The sequence below is a fragment of the Acidimicrobiales bacterium genome, from assembly GCA_036273495.1.
Classification (GTDB): domain Bacteria; phylum Actinomycetota; class Acidimicrobiia; order Acidimicrobiales; family JAJPHE01; genus DASSEU01.
Map to the genome: position 1 here is coordinate 1 of DASUHN010000017.1, position 18504 is coordinate 18504.

Annotated in this window: 20 protein-coding genes; 6 read left to right on the forward strand and 14 right to left on the reverse strand. The window is 74.2% G+C overall.

All coding sequences use genetic code 11. The annotated features are described in order from the left end of the window. The 4 genes from rsmA to VFW24_00645 all read right to left on the reverse strand — a co-directional run. Positions 1-793: 16S rRNA (adenine(1518)-N(6)/adenine(1519)-N(6))-dimethyltransferase RsmA (gene rsmA, locus VFW24_00630; protein HEX5265254.1), on the reverse strand; the 793-nt coding region annotated here is incomplete at its 3' end. Next, a complete protein-coding gene (locus VFW24_00635; protein HEX5265255.1) occupies positions 747-1466 on the reverse strand; it encodes a septal ring lytic transglycosylase RlpA family protein in 720 nt (239 codons plus the stop codon). The genes VFW24_00635 and rsmA, both read right to left, overlap by 47 nt. Positions 1467-1602: 136 nt before the next feature. Continuing rightward, the gene (locus VFW24_00640) at positions 1603-2370 is read right to left on the reverse strand and encodes a TatD family hydrolase (GenBank protein ID HEX5265256.1); all 768 of its coding nucleotides are present in this window, start codon (positions 2368-2370) and stop codon (positions 1603-1605) included. Between the two features lie 22 nt (positions 2371-2392). Further along, on the reverse strand, positions 2393-3901 hold the full coding sequence (locus VFW24_00645) for a class I tRNA ligase family protein (protein ID HEX5265257.1): 1509 nt from the start codon (positions 3899-3901) through the stop codon (positions 2393-2395). A gap of 36 nt (positions 3902-3937) precedes the next feature. Here VFW24_00645 and VFW24_00650 point away from each other — a divergent pair, with 36 nt between their 5' ends. Beyond that, positions 3938-4201 (forward strand): AbrB/MazE/SpoVT family DNA-binding domain-containing protein, encoded by a 264-nt coding sequence (locus VFW24_00650; GenBank protein ID HEX5265258.1) that lies wholly within the window; start codon positions 3938-3940, stop codon positions 4199-4201. Between the two features lie 24 nt (positions 4202-4225). On the opposite strand, the gene rsmI is transcribed toward VFW24_00650, so the two are convergent. The 3 genes from rsmI to ychF are packed head-to-tail and all read right to left on the reverse strand — an operon-like array spanning position 4226 to position 6497. Continuing rightward, entirely contained in the window at positions 4226-5068 is an 843-nt protein-coding gene (gene rsmI / locus VFW24_00655) for a 16S rRNA (cytidine(1402)-2'-O)-methyltransferase (GenBank protein ID HEX5265259.1), read from the reverse strand. Beyond that, positions 5065-5403 carry a DUF192 domain-containing protein gene (locus VFW24_00660; protein HEX5265260.1) on the reverse strand — a complete coding sequence of 113 codons (339 nt, stop codon included), beginning with the start codon at positions 5401-5403 and terminating at the stop codon, positions 5065-5067. Before VFW24_00660 ends, rsmI begins: the two co-directional genes overlap by 4 nt. A gap of 11 nt (positions 5404-5414) precedes the next feature. Then, entirely contained in the window at positions 5415-6497 is a 1083-nt protein-coding gene (gene ychF / locus VFW24_00665; GenBank protein HEX5265261.1) for a redox-regulated ATPase YchF, read from the reverse strand. A 160-nt stretch (positions 6498-6657) separates the two neighbouring features. Between ychF and VFW24_00670 the strand changes: the two genes are divergently transcribed. Beyond that, positions 6658-7281, forward strand: a complete 624-nt coding sequence (locus VFW24_00670; GenBank protein HEX5265262.1) for a VOC family protein — start codon at positions 6658-6660, stop codon at positions 7279-7281. Between the two features lie 28 nt (positions 7282-7309). Here the strand turns inward: VFW24_00670 and VFW24_00675 are convergent, their stop codons facing one another. Together VFW24_00675 and VFW24_00680 are read right to left on the reverse strand one after the other, a co-directional pair. Further along, the gene (locus VFW24_00675; GenBank protein HEX5265263.1) at positions 7310-8167 is read right to left on the reverse strand and encodes a glycerophosphodiester phosphodiesterase; all 858 of its coding nucleotides are present in this window, start codon (positions 8165-8167) and stop codon (positions 7310-7312) included. Positions 8168-8180: 13 nt separating this feature from the next. Further along, positions 8181-9194 (reverse strand): adenosine kinase, encoded by a 1014-nt coding sequence (locus tag VFW24_00680; protein HEX5265264.1) that lies wholly within the window; start codon positions 9192-9194, stop codon positions 8181-8183. A gap of 41 nt (positions 9195-9235) precedes the next feature. On the opposite strand from VFW24_00680, the gene VFW24_00685 reads away from it, so the two are divergent. After that, positions 9236-11779, forward strand: coding sequence for a M1 family metallopeptidase (locus tag VFW24_00685; protein ID HEX5265265.1), 2544 nt, complete (start codon positions 9236-9238; stop codon positions 11777-11779). A gap of 18 nt (positions 11780-11797) precedes the next feature. Here VFW24_00685 and xseB read toward each other — a convergent pair whose 3' ends face one another. Beyond that, complete coding sequence (gene xseB / locus VFW24_00690) at positions 11798-12025, reverse strand: exodeoxyribonuclease VII small subunit (GenBank protein HEX5265266.1); 228 nt, start codon at positions 12023-12025, stop codon at positions 11798-11800. After that, positions 12012-13310, reverse strand: a complete 1299-nt coding sequence (gene xseA, locus VFW24_00695) for an exodeoxyribonuclease VII large subunit (protein ID HEX5265267.1) — start codon at positions 13308-13310, stop codon at positions 12012-12014. Before xseA ends, xseB begins: the two co-directional genes overlap by 14 nt. Before the next feature lie 30 nt (positions 13311-13340). On the opposite strand from xseA, the gene VFW24_00700 reads away from it, so the two are divergent. Beyond that, on the forward strand, positions 13341-13991 hold the full coding sequence (locus VFW24_00700) for a class I SAM-dependent methyltransferase (GenBank protein HEX5265268.1): 651 nt from the start codon (positions 13341-13343) through the stop codon (positions 13989-13991). Positions 13992-14002: 11 nt separating this feature from the next. On the opposite strand, the gene VFW24_00705 is transcribed toward VFW24_00700, so the two are convergent. The 3 genes from VFW24_00705 to VFW24_00715 are packed head-to-tail and all read right to left on the reverse strand — an operon-like array spanning position 14003 to position 17060. After that, positions 14003-15058 (reverse strand): hypothetical protein, encoded by a 1056-nt coding sequence (locus VFW24_00705; protein ID HEX5265269.1) that lies wholly within the window; start codon positions 15056-15058, stop codon positions 14003-14005. After that, complete coding sequence (locus VFW24_00710) at positions 15055-15765, reverse strand: class I SAM-dependent methyltransferase (GenBank protein ID HEX5265270.1); 711 nt, start codon at positions 15763-15765, stop codon at positions 15055-15057. Before VFW24_00710 ends, VFW24_00705 begins: the two co-directional genes overlap by 4 nt. Then, positions 15759-17060, reverse strand: coding sequence for a glycosyltransferase family 4 protein (locus tag VFW24_00715; protein ID HEX5265271.1), 1302 nt, complete (start codon positions 17058-17060; stop codon positions 15759-15761). The genes VFW24_00710 and VFW24_00715 overlap by 7 nt, the downstream gene beginning before the upstream one ends. Positions 17061-17127: 67 nt before the next feature. Between VFW24_00715 and VFW24_00720 the strand changes: the two genes are divergently transcribed. Then, positions 17128-17748, forward strand: coding sequence for a DedA family protein (locus VFW24_00720; GenBank protein HEX5265272.1), 621 nt, complete (start codon positions 17128-17130; stop codon positions 17746-17748). A 55-nt stretch (positions 17749-17803) separates the two neighbouring features. Continuing rightward, entirely contained in the window at positions 17804-18307 is a 504-nt protein-coding gene (locus VFW24_00725; GenBank protein HEX5265273.1) for a GNAT family protein, read from the forward strand. The last annotated feature ends 197 nt before the right edge of the window (positions 18308-18504 follow it).

The following is an 18504-nucleotide window of genomic DNA, read 5'->3' on the forward strand; positions in this document are numbered from 1 at the left end:
GGTCGATCTCGACGGCCAGGACGGACGCGCCCACCGCCGCCAGCGCCCCCCGCAGCATCTTGCGGCGGCGCCCGAAGCCGGCCACCACCACCTCGGCCAGCCGGCGGTAGTCCACGACGGCGGGGTCGACGGCGGGAGCGGGCCGGCGGTCGATGCGCACCAGGGCCGACTCGACGCGCGGCCGGGGCACGAACACCGTCGGGGGCACGGTGCCGACCACCTCGGCCCGGGCCCAGTAGGCCACCTTCACCGACACGGCGCCGTAGGCCCGGCTGCCGGGCGGGGAGGCGAGGCGCTCGGCCACCTCCTTCTGCACCATCACGAGCATCCGGGCGATGGCGGGCACGCCCTCCAACAGCTCCACCACGAGCGGGGTGGCCACGTTGTAGGGCAGGTTGGCCACCAGCACCCATCCGGTGCCGGGCAGCAACGACGACCAGTCCGCCCGGGTGGCGTCGGCCTCCACGACCGTGACCCCGGCGGGCGCCACCTCGTCGCGCAGCACGGCGGCCAGGCGGCGGTCGATCTCGACGGCCAGGACGGACGCGCCCACCGCCGCCAGCGCCGTGGTCAGCGATCCCAGCCCGGCGCCGATCTCGACGACCCGGTCACCGGGTCCCACCCCGGCCAGGCGCACGATCCGCTCGGCGGTGTTGGGATCGACGAGGAAGTTCTGACCCAGGGCCCGGCTGGGGCGCAGCCCGTGGGCGGCCAGCAGCTCGGTCAGCCGCGCCCGCCCCAGGCGCTCACCACTCGATGCGGACCTGGATGACTCCTTGGGAGGTCGAGGCAATCTGCGAGAACGTACTTTCCGACAGGTCGATGATCCGGCCACCGGCGTAGGGACCACGGTCCTCGACCCGGCACTTGGTGGTGGCCCCGTTGGCCAGGTTGGTCACGGTGACCACGGTGCCGAAGGGCAGCGAGGGGTGGGCGCAGGTGCCGGCGGGGGCCTGGTACCAGGAGGCCGATCCCGTCTCGGAGTTCGAAGACGACCGGGACGTGGTGGTCGTGCTCGGCCGCGTGGTCGTGGTGGTGGTGCGCGGCTCGGTCGTCGTCGTGGTCGGCGCCTCGGTGGTGGTGGTGGTGGTGGTGGCGGCGCGCACCTCGGGACGTGCCGGCGCCACCGCGACGGTCGTCGTCGTGCTGGCGAGGGTGTCGGTGGAAGCCACGTCCGCCGTCGGCACCGCCCGGCTGGCCGCCTGGGCGCTCACCGTGCCCGCCCCGGCCGCCGCCGACTCCAGGGCCGCCAGCTGGTCGGCGGTCATCGGCACGGCGTCGGACCGGCTGGCCGCCGACGACGCAGCGTGGGAATCGCGCCCCGCCGTCACCCGCGCCGGTCGCGAGGCGGAATGGGCCACGCGCGCCCCGCCGGGCCGGTGCAGCAGCAACGGCGCGACGAGCACCGAGGCGCACAGAGCCACGGGTAGCAGAAGTCGGCGGGGGTTGGGGTCGGCGTCGCTCATAGGCGTGCGCGCGGCCGGGCCAAGCGGCTCCGCCCGCTGCCCTCCGGCGGAGCCCGCCCGAGGACGAGAGCACGCTAGGCAGCACTCTCCGCGGCCGGCAACCCCAGTGCTCGCGATCGCGAGCAGTAAGGGCCGCTCAGGGCAGCCCGAAGGCCGCCGCCGCGGCCGCCCAGGAGGCCTCCTCGACCTCGGCCGGGTCGACCCCGCGGGCGGCGGCGACCGCCGCCCCCACCACCGGCACGAGCGCCGGCTCGTTGCGCCGCCCCCGGTGCGGCACCGGGGCCAGGAACGGCGCGTCGGTCTCCACGAGCAGGCGGTCGGCGGGACAGAGGGCCGCCGCCTGCCGGACCTCGCCGGCGGTGCGGAAGCTCACGATCCCCGAGAACGACAGGTAGGCGCCGAGGTCGAGGCAGCGGCGGGCCTCGTCCGGCCCCCCGGTGAAGCAGTGGAACACGGTCCGCTCCGGCACGCCCTCGGAGCGCAGCACGGCCCAGGTGTCCGGCCACGCCTCGCGGCTGTGCACCACCAGGGCCAGGCCCAGGCGCCGGCTGGCGGCGATCTGCTCGGCGAAGGCCCGCCGCTGGGCCTCCCGGGGGCTGTGCTCGTAGTGGTAGTCGAGGCCGCACTCCCCGACCGCCACCACCGCCGGGTCCCCGGCGCGGGCCTCGAGCAGGGCCAGCACCCCCGCGGTCCCGGTGTCGGCGTCGTGGGGATGGAGCCCGACCGTGGCCCACAGCCCGGCCCCCGGACCGCCCAGGCCGGCGGCGACGTCGAGGGCCCGCTGGGACTCGGCGGCGCCGGTGCCGACCAGGACCATGCGCCCCACCCCGGCCTCCCGGGCCCGGGCCACGCTGGCGGCCGGGTCGGCGTCGTCGAGGACGTGGCAGTGGGTGTCGGTCCACACCGGCGTGACGCCGCCCCGCCGGTCAGGCCTGCTTGCGGGGGAACAGCGGCTCCCCGGTGAGGACCTGGAGGCCCCCGGGGTACCCGCCCCACGCCGCCGCCCCCGGCAGCCGCTGGTCGGCCGGGCTGCCGGCCAGCCCGATCCGCCTCCAGACCTCGGCGCACGCGCCGGGCACGGCCGGGTGGGCGAGCACGGCGACCACGCGGAGCGCCTCGAGGGCATCTCCGAGAACGGCGTCCACGGCGGGACCGGGCTCGGCCCGCCACGGCTCGGCCGCCTCCAGGGCGGCGTTGGTCTCGCGGATGATCTGCCAGGTGGCGTCGAGGGCCTCGCCCGGGGAGATCCGCCGCCACGCCTCGTCGGCCCGCGCCACGGCGGCGGCCACGACCGGAGCCAGGGCCGAGTCGGGACGGGGCGCCGGCCCCACCCCCCCGCACTTGCGGTTGACGACCGTCGTGACCCGCGACAGGAGGTTCCCGAGATTGTTGGCCAGGTCCCCGTTGTAACGGGAGACCATCCCCTCGTAGGAGAACTCCCCGTCCGCCCCGAACGGGGTGTCCCGCAGCAGGTGGTAGCGGAACCCGTCCACCCCGAAGTCGGCCGCCAGGTCGGCGGGGAAGATCTGGTTGAAGCGGGTCTTCGACATCTTCTCCCCGCCGACCAGCAGGTAGCCGTGCACCGAGATCCGCTGAGGGGGCTCGACGCCGGCAGCCAGGCACAGGGCCGGCCAGTACACGCAGTGGAAGCGGAGGATGTCCTTGCCGATGAGGTGGTGCACGGACGGCCACCAGGTGTCGAAGCGCTGCTGATCGACGCCGTACCCGATGGCGGTGGCGTAGTTGATGAGGGCGTCGTACCAGACGTAGAAGACGTGGCGCTCGTCCCACGGCACCCGGACGCCCCACGTGATCGACGTCCGGCTGATCGACACGTCGTCGAGGCCCTGGCGGATGATCCCCAGGGCCTCGTTGCGCTTGGCCTCCGGCGTCACCGCCCCGGGGTTGGCGGCGTACCACTCCAGCAGGCGGTCCGGGAGCCGGGACAGGCGGAAGAAATAATTCTCCTCCTCCAACCATTCCGCCGGGGTGGAGTGGATCGGGCAGGCCCGGCCGTCCCCGAGCTCGGACTCCCGGTAGTAGGCCTCGCAGGCCACGCAGTACCAGCCCTGGTAGGTGTCCAGCTCGATGTGGCCGTTGTCGTAGGCGGCCTGCAGGAACGCCTGTACCGAGACCCGGTGACGATCCTCGGTGGTGCGGATGAAGTCGTCGTAGTCGATCTCGAGCAGCTTCCACGCCTCGACGAAGCGGGCCGCGGTTCGATCTGCCTGTTCCTGGGGAGAAAGACCCGAGGCGTCGGCCGCCCGCTGCACCTTGAGCCCGTGCTCGTCGGTGCCGGTGAGGAAGAACACCTCGTCACCGGCCAAGCGGTGCCAGCGGGCAACCGCGTCGGCTATCACAGTGGTGTAGGCGTGCCCGATGTGGGGCACGTCATTCACGTAATAGATGGGGGTCGTCAGGAACAGGCGTCCCATGAATCCGTACCCTACCGACGGGCGAAGAGGAGTCCCATGATTAAGGCGACCGGGCTGCCACGACGGATCGACCACCTCGGGCGCATCGTGGTGCCGGTAGAGATGCGCCGGATGCTCGAGATCAGCCCCGGTGACGAGCTCGAGATCTCGGTGCAGGGTGACTCGATCACCCTGTCGCGCCTCAGGAAGGGCTGCGTGTTCTGCGGTGCCGAGCAGGACCTGCGGATCTACCGGGACAAGGAGATCTGCGCCAGCTGTGCAAGCGAGGTCCGCACGAGCTTCAACGGCTCCCACGAGTAGCGCCCGGGGCGGCGCCGGCCCCGGTCAGCGCAGGCGCAGGGCCACCTCGTAGGCCTTCCGGCGCGCCACGTCGAGCTCCTCGGCCACGGCGTGGGCGGCGTCGCGCGCCGACGCCCCCGCCTCCAGCCGGGCCCGCACCGCCGCCTCGATGGCCTCGTCCGGGAGCTCCGACTCGGACGGGGGCCGGCCGCCCAGGACGATGACGTGCTCCCCGCGCGCCGCGGCGATGGCGGCCAGCCGGGCCGCCTCTCCCAGGGGCCCCCGCCACACCTCCTCGTGCAGCTTGGTCAGCTCCCGGGCCACCGCCACCCGCCGGCCCGGCCCGCACGCCTCGGCCAGGTCCGCCAGGGTGGCGGCCACGCGGGGTGGGGCCTCGAAGATCACCGTGGTGCGATCGTCAGCGGCGATCTGGCGCATCCGGTCAGCCCGCTCGTGGCCCTTGCGGGGCAGGAACCCCTCGAAGGAGAACCGGTCGGTCGGCAGCCCGCTGGCCACGAGGGCGGCCAGCACCGCCGAGGGCCCGGGCACCACCTCGACGGGCAGCCCGGCGGCGGTGACGGCCGCGACCAGGCGGGCACCGGGGTCGGAGACCGCCGGCATCCCGGCGTCGGTCACCACGGCCACCCGCTTGCCCTCCCGCAGCCAGGCGACCACCTGGGCCACGCTCTGGGCCTCGCGGTGGGCGTGCACCGCCACCAGGCGCCGGCCGCGCACGCCGGCGTGGGTCAACAGCTGCCGGGTCCGCCTGGTGTCCTCGCACACGATCACGTCGGCGCCCTCGAGGGTGGCCACGGCGCGCGGGGTCAGGTCCCCCAGGTTACCGATGGGGGTGCCGACCAGCACCAGCGCCCCGGCGGCCCCGGTCATACCTCGACCTCCACCTCCAGCTTGTCCCCCGGCCGCAGGCACCACCTCTCGAACGACCCGGCGGCGGCCTCGATCACACACCGCGAGCGGAGCCGGGGCAGGACCAGGCGGAACGGGGCCACGGCGCTGACCAGGTGGACCACCACCATCTCGCTGTCGCAGAAGGCCACGTCGACGGCAAAGCGCATGCCGACGGTGTGCACGGCGCGGGCGGGCCGGAGCAGGACGGCGCCGTCGAAGCCGTCCCGCCCCCGCAGGCCCCGCAGCCGGGCGGCCCGGGACTCCATGACCTCGACGGAGGCCAGCACCTCCTTGTCGCGCAACAGCCAGGGCACAGTTTCCCTCGTCAGACGTTGAAGCGGATCTCCAGCACATCCCCGTCCGCCACCTCGTAGTCCTTGCCCTCGACGCGCAGCTTTCCGGCGTCCCGCGCCGCGCTCCACGAGCCGAGCGTCAGCAGCTCGTCCCAGCGGATCACCTCGGCCCGGATGAAGCCCCGCTGCAGGTCGGAGTGGATGACCCCGGCGCACTCGGGGGCGTGGGCCCCGGCCCGGAAGCTCCACGCCCGCGACTCCTTGTCGCCGGTCGTGAGGAAGGTCCGCCGGCCGAGCAGGTGGTAGGCGGCGCGCGCCACCCGGGGCAGCGCCCCCTCCCCGAGGCCGAGCCCCTCGAGCAGCTCGGCCCGCTCGGTGGTGTCGAGCTGGGCCGCCTCGGCCTCCAGCTGCACGCTCACTCCGAGGGCCTCGCCGGCGCCGCCGAGCTCGTCGGCCACCGGCTTCACCAGCACGTCGGCGTCGGCCAGCTGGCCCTCCCCCAGGTTGACCACGGCCAGCACCGGCTTGTCGGTCAGCAAGAAGAACGAGGCCAGCTCGCGCTTCTGCTCGGCGGTCAGCCCGGACCGGTACACCGGCGTCCCGGACTGCAGGAACGGCAGGGCGGCGTCGAGGGCCTCGACCTGGCCGGCCAGCGACTTGTCGGCCCGGGCCGCCTTGCGCTTCTTCTCGATCTGGGACTCCACGGTGGCGGCGTCGGCCAGCACCAGCTCCAGCTCCAGGACCGCCAGGTCCTCCACCGGGTCGGTCCCGCCCACCACCTCGGGGTCCTCGAACGCCCGCAGCACGTACAGCAGGGCGTCGGACTCGCGGATGCCGGCCAGGAAGCGGTTGCCGAGGCCCTCCCCGCTGGCCGCCCCGGCCACCAGACCGGCGATGTCGACCAGCTCGACGGTGGCGGGGACGGTCTTCTTCGACCGGCTCATCTCCGAGAGCGCGACCAGGCGGTGGTCGGGCACCTGGGCCACGCCCACGGTCGTCTCGGTGGTCGAGAAGGGGTGCGAGGCCACCGCCGCCGACCCGCCGGTCAGGGCGTTGAACAGAGAGGACTTCCCGGAGTTGGGCAGGCCGACGATACCCAGTCGCTCCGAGGCCATGAAGCCGGAAGGCTACTGCGGGGTCACCGGGCTTCCGGCCGGTACCCTCGGCCCATGTCCAAGAAGACCGCCAAGCGCAAGGGCCGCCGCAAGAAGGGCGCCAACCACGGCAAGAAGCCCAACTGCGGGCGGGGCTGACCGGCCCGGGAAGAGCGCCAAAGTGGCCATCCTGGCCGGCCTGGCGGTGGCGGACCCGCCGGCGCTGTGGGCGGAGCTGGGCTTCGGCGTGACCGGGAGCTCGTGCCGGGTCGCCACGGTGGACATCGCCCTCGGCGCCTCCGGATCGGGAGTGGTGTCCTGGGCCCTGGCCGCCGTCGACGCCGGGGGGGCGCTGGCCGACGGCAACGTCGACGGGCTGCCGACGGCCAGCGCCGACGACGCGTCCCCCGGCTGTCCCCCCGGCCGCCACGACAACGCCGTCACGGCCGTCGACCACGTCGTCGTCACCACGCCCGACCTCGAGCGCACGGTGGGCGCCCTGGGCCGTCTCGGCGTGACCGAGCGGCGCCGGCGGGACGCCGGGCGCCCGGGCGGCCCGCCCATGACCCAGGTGTTCTTCCGGCTCGGGGAGGTGATCCTGGAGCTGGTCGGCCCCCCGGAGCCCGCCGGGGACGGTCCTGCCCGCTTCTTCGGGCTGGCCTTCCAGGTCTCGGACCTCGACGCCACCGCCGGTGTGCTCGGCTCCCGCCTCAGGCCCGTCAAGGCGGCGGTTCAGCCCGGCCGGTTCATCGCCACTCTCGACCGCGCCGCCGGCTCGACGGTCGACATGGCGTTCATGACCTGACCGGCGTTCACGATCTGACCGGCCCGGCTCAGCTCCCGGCCCAGGCGGCCCCCGCGCCGGCCAGCACCCCGGTCAGGACCGACGGCCGGTCGGACATGATCCCGTCGACGCCCAGGGCCACGAGCCGGGCCATCTCCTCCGGGTCGTCGATGGTCCACACGTGCACGGCCAGTCCGGCGGCGTGGGCCCCGGCCACGAACTCCTCGTCGACGATCACCGTGGGCCCGAACGACGGCGGCACCTGGAGGGCGGCGTGGTGGCCCCGGTCGTAGGGCTCCCCCTGGCGCAGGGCCGAGATGAAGACGCCGACCCCGACGGTGCCGGGCGAGGTCGGGACCTCCGGCGCCAGCTCCGAGAAGCGGGTGGTGGCCAGGTCGTTGAACGACGCCACGATCACGTCGTCGGCGCGGCCGTGCTCGCGGAGCAGCGCCGCCAGGCCGGCCTCGTAGGGCTCGACGGCGGGAGCGGTCTGCTTGATGTCGAGGTTGAGGATCACCCCGGGGAAGGCGGCGAGGACCTCGCCCAGGGTGGGCACCCGCAGCTCGGGATCGTCCGGGGCCCGGCCCCGCAGCGGGTACTCCCCGTCGGGCCGGTCCCGCACGGCTATCTCTCCCGGCGCGAACCAGTAGGCGTTGTCGAGGGCCTGCACCTCGTCGAGGGTGAGGCGGGAGATCGGGCCGGTGCCGTTGGTCGTGCGGTCAACGGTCGCGTCGTGGCACACCACGAGGTGGCCGTCGGACGTGGCGTGGACGTCCATCTCCAGCGCCGTGGCCCCCGCCGCCAGGGCGGCCCGGAAGGCGTACAGGGTGCTGGAGGGGGCCTCCCGGGCGCCGCCCTGGTGCGCGTAGGCCAGGACCCGGCGGGAGAGCCAGCCGGCCCCGGTCACGCCGTCCGCCCGGTCACGGGAGGAGGCCCGCCTGGCGGGCCGCGGCCCGGATGTCCCCGTGGGGCCGGGCGCCCAGGGCGGAGATCACGTCGGCGGCCGCCAGCCCTCCAAGCCGGGCGCAGCCGTCCGGGTCGAGCCCCCGCACGGCCCCGACCATGAAGCCGGCGGCGTACAGGTCCCCCGCCCCCGTGGTGTCGACGACCCGGTCGACGGGGGCGGCGGGGACGGCCCAGGACTCCCCGCCCCGGACGACGACCGAGCCGGCCGGCCCCCGGGTCAGGGCCGCCATCGGGACCAGCTCGGCCATGGCGGCGGCGGCCGCCTCGAAGGAGGTCTCACCGGTGAGCTCGGTCACCTCGGACTCGTTGCCGAACACCAGATCCACGGACCCGGCCCGCAGGAGGGCGGCGAAGTCGTCCCGGTGGCGCTCGACGCACCCCGGATCCGACAGCGACAGCGCCACCCTCGATCCCCCCGCCCGCCCGGCGTCGATGGCCCGGTGCAGGGCCGGCGCCGCCGCCGGGCCGTCCCAGAGGTAGCCCTCGAGGTAGACGAAGCCCACCCCCGCCACCAGCGACTCGTCCACGCAGTCCACGTCGAGCAGCGGGGCGGCACCCAGGAACGTGCGCATGGTCCGCTCCCCGTCGGGGGTCACGAAGATCACGCAGCGGGCGGTGGGGGCGCCCGCCACCGCCGGCGGGGCCCGGAAGCTCACCCCCACCAGAGCCAGGTCGTCGGCGAAGGAGCGGCCGAGGTCGTCGTCGCCCACCCGGCCGACGAAGGCGACGCTCCCGCCCAGGGCGGCCGCTCCCGCACACGTGTTCGCCGCCGACCCACCCGCCACCAGGGCGCCGCCGGCGACCGACCAGAGGCGCTCGGCCTCCTGGCCGTCGATGAGGGTCATGGTCCCGGGGACCAGGCCGGTGGCCGCCAGGGTGGGCGGGTCGACCAGGCCGAGGCGGTCGACGATGGCCGATCCCAGGGCCACGACGTCGAAGCCCGCTCCGCCTCGTTCTGAACCGGACACGGCGGGGCAAGCTACCGGGCCGGTTCGTTACGGTGACAACCGTGCCCGACACCCCCTCCTACCGGCTGTCGCGCTCGGTCACGCCCGAGCGCTACGACCTCGAGATCAGCCCCGACCTGGCCACCGCCCGCTTCACCGGACGGGAGTCAGTGACCATCGACGTGGCCGAGCCCGTGACCGAGGTGGTGCTGAACGCCGCCGAGCTGGAGATCACGTCGGCCGTCCTCGTCGGGGCCGGCGGGAAGTCCCTCCCCGCCCGGGTCGAGCTCGATCCCGAGGAGGAGCGGGCCGTCCTGCGCCCCGAGCAGGGGCTGGAGCCGGGGAAGTGGCGCCTCGACCTCGAGTTCTCCGGGACGATCAACGACAAGCTCCGGGGCCTGTACCGCAGCACGTTCCGCGACGCGGACGACCGCGAGCAGGTCATCGCCACGACCCAGTTCGAGGCAACCGACGCCCGCCGGGCGTTCCCGTGCTGGGACGAGCCCGACCGCAAGGCGGTGTTCGCCGTGACCCTGGTGGTCGAGGAGGGCCTGGCCGCCTTCTCCAACACCGGTGAGGTCGGTCGCGAGCGGCGGAACGGGAAGGTGGCCGTGCGCTTCGCCGACACCATGCGGATGTCCACCTATCTGGTGGCCTTCGTGGTCGGCCCCCTCGAGGCAACGGCGCCGGTCGACGTCGACGGCGTGCCGCTGCGCGTTGTGCATGTCCCGGGAAAGGCGGACCTCACCGAGTTCGCCCTCGAGATCGGGGCCCACGCCCTGCGCTGGTTCTCCGACTGGTTCGGCATCCCGTACCCGGGGGACAAGCTCGACCTGATCGCCCTGCCCGACTTCGCCTTCGGGGCCATGGAGAACCTGGGGGCGGTGACCTTCCGCGAGTCGCTGCTGCTCGTGGACCCGCAGATCGCCTCGCAGGTCGAGCTGGAGCGGGTGGCCGACGTGGTGTCGCACGAGCTGGCCCATATGTGGTTCGGGGACCTGGTGACGATGCGCTGGTGGAACGGCCTTTGGCTCAACGAGGCCTTCGCCACGTTCATGGAGATGCTCTGCGTCGACGCCTTCCGGCCCGACTGGGACCGCTGGGTCACCTTCGGTCTCACCCGCGGGGCGGCCCTCGCCACCGACGGGCTGCGCTCGACGCGGCCGATCGAGTTCCCGGTGGCCCGCCCCGAAGAGGCGGAGGGGATGTTCGACGTCCTCACTTACCAGAAGGGCGCCGGCGTGCTGCGCATGCTCGAGCGCTTCCTCGGTCCCGAGGCCTTCCGGGAGGGGATCCGCCGCTACCTCAACGCCCACCTCTACGACAACGCCGAGACCACCGACCTCTGGGACGCCATCGAGGAGGCCACCGGAGAGCCGGTGCGGGCCACGATGGACAGCTGGATCTTCCAGGAGGGCCATCCGCTCGTCACCGTCGAGCCCACCGCCGGCGGCGTCTCCCTGTCACAGAGCCGCTTCACCTATTCGGGCGCGCCCGGCACGCCGGCGCGCTGGAGCGTGCCCGTGCTGCTGCGGGTGGGCTCCGGGGGGGCGGTGAGCGAGCACCGCGTCCTGCTCCAGGAGCAGTCCACCCTCCTCCGCCTCGACGGGCCGCCCGACTGGGTCGTGGCCAACGCCGGCGGCAGCGGCTTCTACCGGGTGCACTACGGCGCCGCCCTGGCCGAGACCCTGCGTTCCGACCTCGACCGGCTCGACGCCCTCGAGGTGTTCGGGCTGGTGTCGGACACGTGGGCGGCGGCGCTGTCGGGAACGGGGGACATGGCCTCGCTGGCCCGACTGGTCCGTCTGCTCAAGGGGGACGAGGACCCCGCCACCTGGACTGTGGCCGTCGGCGCCCTCGACCTCATCGGTCGCATCGCCGACGACGACGGCCGCGACGCGGTGGCGCGCTACGTGCGGACGGTCGTCGGGCCGGCGTTCTCCCGCCTGGGGTGGAACGCCGCGCCCGGGGAGCCGGACAAGGTCGGCACCCTGCGCGCCACGCTGGCCGGGGCGCTGGGGACGACGGGCGCCGACCCCGAGGTGCGCGCCCGCGCCGCCGAGCTCCACGAGAAGGTCCTGTCCGACCGCACCGCCGTCGATCCCGACATGGTCGGGGCCATCGTGTCGACGCTCGCCTACTGGGGCGGACCGGTGGAGTACGAGGTGTTCCTCGACCGGTTCCGGAACCCCGCCACGCCCCAGGACGAGGTCCGCTACCTCTACGCTCTCGGCGCGTTCCGCGACGAGGCACTGGTGCGACGGACCCTGGAGATGGCGCTCGACGAGGTTCGCACCCAGAACGCCCCGTTCCTCATCTCGATCCTCCTCGCCAACCGCGTCGGGGGGCCGCTGGCGTGGAGCTTCCTCGGCCAGAACTGGGACCGGATTGTGGAGCGGCTGCCCCAGAACTCGATCGTGCGGGCCCTCGAGGGCCTCACCACCCTGTGCACGCCCGCTCAGGCGGCCGAGATCCACGCCTTCTTCGAGCAGCATCCGGTCCGCTCCGGCCAGCGCACCCTCGAGCAGATCCTCGAGCGCCTCGACGTCAACGTGGCCTTCGCCAACCGGGAGCGGGCCCGGGTCGTGGAGTCGCTGGCGACGTAGCTGTCGCCTAAGCGGCGCTCACCCCGGCGCCGGTCCCGGGTCGTTGGCGGCGCGCAGCCGCTCGATGCGCGCCTCGACGGCGGCGAGGCGGTCCCGGGCGACGGCGTATACCCGGCCCGCCTCCTCGTACAGGTCGGCGGCCTCCTCGATCCCGACCTCCCCCGACGCCAGCTTGCCGGTCAGCTCCTCCAGCCGCTCCAGGAGCTGTTCGAAGGTGAGGGCGCCGAGGTCGTCAGGCGTCGGCACCGACCGCATCCCCGGAGCCGGACGGCAGTTGCTCGCGTACCTCGACCCCGATGTGCCCCCGGGCCAGCTCCACGGTCAACCCGTCTCCCGTCGCCACCGCCCCCGCGTCGCGCACGACGGCGCCCCGCCGGTCGCGCACCACCGCATAGCCGCGCCCGAGCACCCGGGCGGGGTCGAGGGCGTCGAGGGTGTGCCGGCGGTCCCCGAGCTGTCCCCGGGCCCGGGCCACGCGGTGGGCCACCGCCGACTGCCGGTCGATGCGTTCCAGCAGCCGGATCGACTCGGCCACCCGCCGCGAGGGCTCCAGCAGCCGGAGGTGGCCGCCCGCCCGCTCCAGGCGGGCGGTGGCGGTGCGCGATCCCTCGGCGAGCACGTTCAGCGGATCGGCGGCGGTCAGCCGCGCGGCCGACGCCCCCGCCTCCGCCGCGGCCAGCTCACCGGCGCGTCCGACCAGGATCCGCAGTCGGTCCTCCAGCTCGCGCCGGGACGGGATGACGGCGTTGGCCGCGAGCGACGGGGTGGCACAGCGGAGGTCGGCCACCTCGTCGCAGAGGGGACGGTCCCGTTCGTGACCGATGGCGGTGACCACGGGCACCCGGGCGGCGCAGACGGCCCGGCACAGCTCCTCGTCGCTGAACGGCAGCAGCTGGGCGGCGTCGCCTCCGCCGCGCGCCAGGATCACCACCTCGACGTCGGGATCGGCCAGCAGGGCGCGCAACCCGCCGGCAATGGCCTCGGCCGCGCCGGCCCCCGAGACGTTCACCTCCCGGAAGTGCACCGGGTAGCCGGGGAAGCGGTCCTCGACCACCGACTCGATGTCGGCGCGCACGGCGGCATCGGCGCCGCACACCACGCCCACGACCGCCGGCAGGACCGGGAGGACGCGGCGGGGCCGGTCGAGCAGCCCGTCGGCCCGGAGGCGCCCCCGCACCTCCTGCAGGAGGGCGGCGATGGCGCCGGCTCCGACGGGCACGACCTCCTCGGCGGTGAAGCTGACCCGCCCCCGGTCGGTGAAGTAACCGACCGTCCCGGTGACGCACACCCGCTCGCCATGGACGACCCGGGCCCGCCGGGCCCGGTTGCCGGGAACGCTGACCTCGATCTGAGCGGCCCGGTCCTTGAGGGTGAAGTAGATCCGCCCGGACGGGCGCGGCTTCGGGTTCACCACCTCCCCCTCCACCGAGACCCGTCCCACGCCGGCGACGGCCCGGGCCAGCTCTCCGGACAGCTTGACCAGGCTGACGCGGCGGGGCTCGCCGGGGTGCTCCGGGTCGAACAGGCTCATGGCGGTGCCATCGTAGGGACCGTGACGGCTGTGGCATCGTTAGGAATGGATGCCCGGCTCCTCGACGCGGCGCGGGCGGCCAAGGGGTTCATGCCCGACGACGAGGGCCTGGCCCTCCACGAAGCGGGCCGGAGGTCCGCCGCATCGGGACTGGGCCCGCTGCTCGAGATCGGGACCTACTGCGGAAAGTCGGCCGTCTACCTGGGCGCCGCCGCCCGCGACGGGGCCACCGTGCTGTTCACGGTCGACCACCACCGGGGCTCGGAGGAGAACCAGGCCGGCTGGCAGCACCACGACACCGCCCTCGTGGACCCGGCAAGCGGTCGCATGGACACCCTGCCGGTGTTCCGCCGGACCATCGAGGCGGCGGGGCTGGAGGACGTGGTCGTGGGCGTGCTCGGGGACTCGCCCACCGTGGCCCGACACTGGTCGACGCCGCTGGCCCTGCTGTTCATCGACGGGGGCCACGGGTCCGAACCCGCCCACCGGGACTACGACAGCTGGGTTCCCCACGTGGCGCCCGGGGGCCGGTTGGCCATCCACGACGTCTTCCCCGACCCCGCCGACGGCGGCCGGCCTCCCTACGAGCTGTACTGCCGGGCCCTCGAGTCGGGCGTCTTCAGCGAGGAGACCGCCTGCGGCAGCCTGCGGGTGCTGGTCCGGACCGCCGCCGGCGCCTGAGGCGGCGGCGCCTACTCGGGCTCGCCCACCGACTCGGACAGGGAGAGATCGTCGAGGGGGACGCCGGCGGGCAGGCCCTCGCCTCGGAAGAAGCCGGCGGTGGGACCGCGGTCGGACAACGTGTTGGCGGCCAGCACCACCGCCGCCGCCGTGTAGGTCGAGCGCTCCCCGTCCGGGAAGTTGACCCGCTGGGGGTGCACCCGGCCCGTCCAGTACGAGCCGTCGGCGGCGCGCATGTCCTGGATCCAGGTGAGCAGCTCGACGGCGCGCTCCCGGCAGCCGGCCGAGTCGAGCGCCATCACGCACTCCGAGGTCTCGGCGGCCGTGACCCACGGGCGGTCGGAGATGCAGCGCACCCCGATCCCGTCCATCACGAACTCGTCCCAGCGCTCGGCCAGCCGGGCCCGGGCCGCCGCCCCGCTGACCGCGCCGCACAGCACCGGGTAGTACCAGTCCATGGCCCAGGGCACCTTGGGCTCGAACGCCTCGGGACGGTGGGCCACGGCCTGGGCCAGACGGCCGGCGGCCAGCTCCCAGTCGGGCTGGTCGTCACCGAGCTCCTCGGCGATGGCGATGGCGCAACGCACGCTGAAATAGGCCGACGACGACCCCGTCAACAGGGCGTAGCGGGGCAGATCCCCGTCGGGGTCGACGGCCCAGATCAGCTCCCCGCCGGCGAGCTGGTGGCGCAGGGCAAAGCTGATCGCTCTGCGCACCATCGGCCAGGCCCACTCGAGGAAGCCGCGGTCCCGCGTGACCAGGTAGTGGAACCAGGTCCCGGTGGCGACGTACGAGATCACGTTGGTGTCCCGCCGCGGCTCTTCGATGCCGTCATCGAGGTAGTACATGAACCAGGCCCCGTCGTCGTGCTGGGCGCGCGCCAGCCACGCGTAGGCCGCCTCGGCCGCGTTGCGGTGGCCGCCGATCAGCAGGGCCATGGCCGCCTCCACGTGGTTCCACGGGTCGGCATGGCCACCGCGGAACCAGGGGATCATCCCGTCGCGCCGCTGGACGGCGGCTATCGAAGCCGCCGTCTCCGCCACCTGGTCAGGGGTGAGGACCGTCACTTCTTCTCCGCGTAGATCACGACGCTCTTGCCCATGAGGGGGGCGAGCACGGCTTCGAGGGCTCGGGTCGCCAGCGGGCGCCGGGTGATGTCCCACGCCAGGAGGCGGTGATAGGCGCGCACCAGGGGGTGGGAGTCGTCGTCGACCCCGACGGCGCAGCGCAGCCACCAGTACGGGCTGTGCAGGCCGTGGGCGTGGTGGTGCCCGGTCACGGTGAGACCGGCCTCCTCCAGCCGCTGCTCGAGGACGCCGCGGCGGTAGATGCGCACGTGGCCGCCGGGGCGCCCGTGGTAGGCGTCGGAGAGGGCCCAGTTGATCAACTCAGGACCGAAGCGGGGCACGGTCACCGCCATGGTGCCGCCGCGACGCAGGACCCGGGCCAGCTCGGCGATGGCCGTGGTGTCCGGCGGGATGTGCTCGAGGACCTCGGCGGCGATCACCCGGTCGAAGGTGGCGTCGGGGAACGGCAGGCGGACGGCGTCCCCGTTGACCGGGGTGGCGACACCGCCCGGGCCGGCCTCCCCCGCCTGGTCCATGGCGGCCAGGACGGCGGCGGCGTCCTTGAGCTCGGCGCCGTCGGCGTCGAGGGGGACCACCCGGGCCCCCCGCCGGTAGGCCTCGAAGGCGTGGCGACCGCCCCCGCAACCCAGGTCGAGCAGCCGGTCCCCCGGGCGCAGCCCGAGCCGGTCGTACCGGACCGTCAGCACGCCGCTGGGGGCGCCGGCGCCGCCCGGGCCGGCTCCCTCCCGTCGAGCTCCTCGAGCAGGGCGTAGTAGTTCTCGACGCAGCCCTCGGCGCACGCCCGCCAGGTGAAGCGCTCGAGCACCCGGGCCCGGCCGGCGGCGCCGAGCCGCTGGCGCAGGGCCGGATCCCCGAGGGCACGCACCAGGGCGCCGGCCAGGGCCCCCGGATCGTTCGGCGGCACCAGCAGCCCGGTCTCCCCGTCCCGGCCCACCACCTCGGGCAGGGCGCCCCCGGTCGTGGCCACCAGCGGGGTGCCGCACGCCATTGCCTCGATGGCCGGCAGGGAGAAGCCCTCGTACAGGGAGGGGACCACCGCCACCTCGGCCTCGTTGAACAGCCGGACGATGTCGTCGTCGCTGACCCCGTGGACCCAGTGCACGGCCGACTGCAGGCCGAGGCGCTCGATCGTGGCCTCGACCCGGGTCTGACGGCGGGGCTTGCCCACGATCACCAGCTCGGCGGGGACCTCGGTGCGCACCTTGGCCAGCGCCTCGAGGAGCGGGACCAGGCCCTTGAGCGGGACGTCGGCGCTGGCCGTGGTCATCAGCCGGCCCGGGATGCGCGCCACGCCGGGCAGGGGCCGGAAGCGCTCGTGGTCCACGCCCACCGGCACCACGTGGAGGCGCTCGGCGGGAACTCCCATCTGGTCGACGACGTCGCGGCGCGACGACTCGGACACGGTGACGATGCGGGGGACCTGGCGGGCCACCCGCATCTGCATCTTGAGGAAGCCGTACCAGCGCCGCAGGGTGAAGCGCCGGAGGAAGTTGGGCGCGGCGGCGAGCTCGAGGTCGCGGTCGACGGTGATCGGGTGGTGGAGGGTGGCCATCACCGGCCAGCCCTCGTCGACCAGGCTGAGCAGCCCCGACCCGAAGCACTGGTTGTCGTGGATCACGTCGAAGTCGGCCCGGCGGCCGGCCAGCACCCTCCGCAGGCGCAGGCTGAACGTCAGCGGCTCGGGGAACCCGGCGGTGCACATGAGGGCGAACTCGAGGGCGTCGATCCGGGTCTTGAACTCCCGGGGGTGGGGCACCCGGAACGGGTTCGAGGGGCGGTAGAGGTCGAGGCTGGGGACCGGGGTGAGGGTCACCCCGTCCTCGAGCACGGGGTAGGGCTGACCCCCGAAGACCTCGACGGAGTGGCCGAGGGCCACCAGCTCCCGCGTCAGGTAGCGGGTGTACACGCCCTGGCCGCCGCTGTGCGGGTTGCCCCGGTAGGCGAGGTAGGCGATCCGGAGGGGCTCACCTCGCAGAGTCATGGCGGGAGAGCCTTCACGTTTGTTGACTGCCCGGTCAAGTGTGCCCGGCGTTTAAGCTGCCCGGCCCTTGGAGCACTTCATCTCGTCCCACGGCTACGTGGCCGTCTTCCTACTGATGGTGGCGGAGGCGGCCTGCGTCCCCATCCCCTCCGAGGTGATCATGATGCTCGGGGGGGCGCTGTCGGGGGTGGTGTTCGCCACGACCGTGGCCCACGTCCACCCCCTCAACGTAGGCGTGGTCGGCGCCGTGGGCACGGCGGGGGACCTGGTCGGCGCCTGCATCGCCTACTGGGTGGGACGCCTCGGCGGGCGGCCGCTGGTCGAGCGGTGGGGCCGCTACGTCCGGCTCCGGACCCACGAGCTGGACCGGGCCGAGCGGTGGTTCGAGCGCCGGGGCGAGGTCACAGTCCTCGTCTCCCGGGTCCTCCCCGTAGTGCGGACCTTCATCAGCCTGCCGGCGGGGATCGCCGAGATGCGGTTCTCCCGGTTCGTGGTGTTCACGATCCTGGGCAGCCTGCCGTGGACCTTCTCGCTGGCCCTGGCCGGCCACGCCATCGGCGCCCACTGGAAGGGTGTGGCCGACGCCTTCCGGCCCGCGTCCTACGTGATCGCCGTCCTGGCCGTGGCCGCCATCGCCTGGTGGCTGCTGCGCAGGCGGGGCTCCCGTGCCGAGCCGGCCAACGCCTGACGCCGGGCGGCCGCGACCGGGCTGGCGCTCCGCCGCAGTGGGCCACGGCCCCCGGGTGGCCCTCTGCCTGGTGCGGTCCGCCGACGGCCCCGAGTTCCTCCGGGCGGTGGCCCGCAGCGCCCGCCTCCACGGTCGCTGGGTCTATCCGCCGGCCGGGCCGGCGTCGTTCCGCAGCTACCTGGCCCGGATCAGCCGGGGGGAGGACACCGGGTTCCTGGTGCGCAGGCGGGACACCGGGCAGCTGGCCGGCTTCGTCAACCTGAACAACGTGGTGCGGGGGGCGCTGCAGTCGGCGGAGCTGGGGTACGCGGCGTTCTCGCCCAACCAGCGCAAGGGGTTCATGGCCGAGGGCCTGGGCCTGGTGTTCGGCTACGCCTTCGGCACCCTCGGGCTGCACCGCCTCCAGGCCAGCATCCAGCCCGACAACCGGCCGTCGGTGGCCCTGGCCCGGTCGTGCGGGATGGCCCTGGAGGGGTTCTCGCCGCGGTACCTGTTCATCGGGGGGGCATGGCGGGACCACGAGCACTGGGGCGTCACGGCCGAGGAGTGGCCCGCCTAGTCTGGGGCCGTTGGGCGCCGCCGACTCCACCCTTTTCCGTGACGTCAACCGATTTGCAGTGCACACCGGATGGCTCCACGGCTTCATGGCCGCATGGGCGGGCTGGCTCGGCCTGACCGTCCTCGGGGTCTGCGTGGCGGCGGCGTGGTGGCGGGGCCGCAACCTGGCCGCCGCTCCCCGGGCGGTGAGCTCGGCGG